This is a genomic window from Mesorhizobium sp. M7A.F.Ca.CA.004.04.2.1 (assembly GCF_004022825.1).
GTDB lineage: Bacteria > Pseudomonadota > Alphaproteobacteria > Rhizobiales > Rhizobiaceae > Mesorhizobium.
This window is the reverse complement of sequence record NZ_RZPH01000895.1, coordinates 1-2,538: the sequence shown is the minus strand read 5'-3', so window position 1 is coordinate 2,538 and position 2,538 is coordinate 1. Positions and strand designations below refer to the sequence as shown.

General features: G+C 64.5%; 2 protein-coding genes. Both read right to left on the bottom strand.

Going from position 1 to position 2,538, the window contains the following annotated elements:
• Positions 1-98 precede the first annotated feature (98 nt).
• A complete protein-coding gene (locus EN893_RS28810) occupies positions 99-989 on the bottom strand; it encodes a hydroxymethylglutaryl-CoA lyase (protein WP_127270803.1) in 891 nt (296 codons plus the stop codon).
• Complete coding sequence (locus EN893_RS28805) at positions 973-2,487, bottom strand: sugar ABC transporter ATP-binding protein (RefSeq protein WP_127270801.1); 1,515 nt, start codon at positions 2,485-2,487, stop codon at positions 973-975. Before EN893_RS28805 ends, EN893_RS28810 begins: the two co-directional genes overlap by 17 nt.
• Positions 2,488-2,538 lie beyond the last annotated feature (51 nt).

Here is a 2,538-nt window from a genome sequence, read left to right as displayed (position 1 = left end):
GACAGATATATAGCTCGTGTCGCATTTTCCGAGACGCCAGCCCCGAAGATCGGGACGGCACTGATTTCAGGCAAACTTGCTGCGGGGTTGTCGTGGTTTTATGGCTCGGCGAAAAACTTACCCTCGGCAAGCATGGTTTCGATGCCGGCCAGCAATTCGCGATTTATGCCGGTGGAAATCCCTTTCGACGCAAGGTGCGCCACCAGCGCGCCGCTGCGAAGATTGCCGGCCGCACCGGGCGCGTAGGGACAGCCGCCTAGCCCGCCGGCAGCGGCATCGAACACCCTGAGCCCGAGGTCCCAGGCGGTATCGACGTTGGCGAGCGCCAGGCCGCCGGTGTCGTGGAAATGCCCGGCCAGCCGCGCAGCCTCTGCTTCTTCGAGGGTTGCCAGCACCATGGCATGCACGCGCTCGGGTGTCGCCCTGCCGATCGTGTCGGCAACGGCGATTTCGGCGCAGCCGAGATCGCGCAGGCGCGCGACGACTCTCGCGGCCGCGCCGGGTTCGATCGGGCCTTCATAGGGACAATCGACGGCACAGGAGACATAGCCCCGCACCGGCAAGGAATGCTCGGCGGCCAGCGCGATCACTGGCACAAAACGAGCCAGCCCTTCCTCGATGGTACAATTGGTGTTTCGTTTCGAAAACGTCTCGGAGGCGCTGGTGAAGACCGCGAGTTCCTGCGCGCCGGCCGAGATCGCGGCCCGCGCACCTTGCTCGTTGGGCACCAGCGCGGACAGCATAAGCCCCGGGCGCCGCACAGCGCGCCGCATGACCTCATCATGATCGGCCATCTGCGGCACCCATTTCGGCGAGACGAAAGCCGTCGCCTCGATGCGGGCGAAGCCGCAATCGGCCAGCATGCCGATCAGGCGCAGCTTCTGCCCGGTCGAGACCAGCCGCTTTTCGTTCTGCAGGCCGTCGCGCGGACCGACTTCGACGATCGTGGCCTGCCGATCCTCACCGGGCGATTCAATGGACGGCGGCATACATGATCTTTTCTTCGGAGGCCTCGTCGATGGTCATCTCCTCGACGATACGGCCCTGGCGCGCCACCAGTATGCGGTCCGACAGATTGAGGATTTCAGGCAGATAGGACGAGATAACGACGACGGCCGCGCCCGCATCGGCAAGCCGCTCGATAATCTGATGGATCTCGGCGATGGCGCCGACATCGACGCCACGCGTCGGCTCGTCGAAGATGATCAGCGACGGCGCCTGGATTAGCGATTTGGCGATGACCACTTTCTGCTGATTGCCGCCGGAAAGCTCGACCACCCGAGCATTGGCGCCGATCGTGCGGACCTTCATCGTCTCGATCCATTCGGCCGATTGCCGGCGCGCTTCGCCAAGGCCGATTACCGAGACCGGATTGGAGCCCTTGGCCAGCTTGCCGAGGAATACGTTCTGGGCGATGTCCATCGTATCGAATAGGCCGTCGAGCTTGCGGTCCTCGGTGATATAGGCGACGCCGCGCCGCACGGCCTGCCGTGGCACGCGGAAGTGCACCACCTCGCCGCGCAGCGTGATGCGGCCACCATGGAAGAAGTCACGCTTCAAAACGCCCGCCGCGATCTTCATCATTTCGGTGCGGCCGGCACCGACCAGGCCGAACAGCCCGGTCACCTGGCCGGCAAAGACCGACAGCGTGGCGCTGCGCACCGCCTTACCCATCGAGACGTTCTCGAGCGCCAGCACCTTTTCGCCCGGGCGGCGCGCGACGCGTTTGGCGGCATCGTCGCCATAGAGCGTATCGGTCAGTTGCCGGCCAACCATCGCCTGGACGATTTTCTCGCGGGTGAGATTGCGCGCATCGTCGGTGACGATCAGCGCGCCGTCGCGCAGCACGCTGATGCGGTCGGCGATCGACAGCGCTTCTTCCAGCGCGTGTGAAATGAAGATGATGGAAGCGCCCTCGCCTTTCAGCCGCTCGACCAGGGCGAAGAAGTGCTGCTTTTCCTCCGGCGTCAGCGTCGCCGTCGGCTCGTCGAAGATGAAGATGCGGGCCTTGTGGTGAACCGCGCGGGCGATCTCGACCATCTGCTTCTTGGCGGCGCCGAGCGTTGACACCAGCGCGGTCGGCTCGACATGGAAGTTCAGCCGCTGCAGATGCTGCTGCGCCTTGATGTTGATGCCGCGCAACCGGTTGAAGAAGCTCTCTTCGCCGAGGAAGATGTTCTGGGCGACATTCATCGACGGGATGAGATTGGTTTCCTGGAACACCATGGCGATGCCGTGCTTCATGGCATCGGCGGGCGAGGAAAAGCCAACCGGTTTGCCGTCAATCAGCATCTCGCCCGACGTCAGCGGATAGAGGCCGGCCAGCACCTTGGTCAACGTCGACTTCCCCGCACCGTTCTCGCCGAGCAGCGCATGGACCTCGCCTTGCCGCAGCGTGAAATCGACGTCGCGCACCGCCGCGTTGCCGGCGAACGCCTTGGTGGCCTTGCGGAACCGGACGATCTCGGTCGCGTGGGGATCAGCCATGCCGGGCTCCACCGGATGTCGTGCCGGGCAGGCGCAGCAGCGTGCCGGAGC